Here is a 352-nt window from a genome sequence, read left to right on the forward strand (position 1 = left end):
GTGGACCCGGCCGGTGGGGGAGGTCCACTCGAACCGCCCGGGGTGGGTCTGGTGCACGGTCCAGCCGGTGTCGTCGTCGTGTTTGTCCAGGTGGTCGGCCTGGCACAGCGCGCCGAGATCGTCGGCGACGGTCTGGCCGCCGTCGATGACGGCGAGGGTGTGGTCGGCGTGGCATCGGGTGGCGTCCACGGTGCAGCCGGGTGCGCGACACATGCGGTCGCGGGCGGTCACCCAGTCCCGCAGCCGCGTGGAGGGGAACCGGTTCCCGGCCTCGACGGTGCTCACGGCGGGGTGCTCTTCGGGTGGGCGGGCGCGTTCGCGGGCGAGGGCGCGGGCGGCGCGGCGCAGGAAC

The 352-nt window shown here is 75.3% G+C and carries 1 protein-coding gene; it reads right to left on the reverse strand.

Annotation, left to right across the window (positions count from 1 at the left end; translation table 11 throughout):
- A partial coding sequence (locus QRT03_RS32035; protein ID WP_286057230.1) for an HNH endonuclease signature motif containing protein occupies positions 1–285 on the reverse strand: 285 nt, incomplete at its 3' end.
- Between the last annotated feature and the right edge of the window lie 67 nt (positions 286–352).

The organism is Actinomycetospora termitidis (genome assembly GCF_030286555.1).
In the GTDB taxonomy this organism is placed as follows: domain Bacteria; phylum Actinomycetota; class Actinomycetes; order Mycobacteriales; family Pseudonocardiaceae; genus Actinomycetospora; species Actinomycetospora termitidis.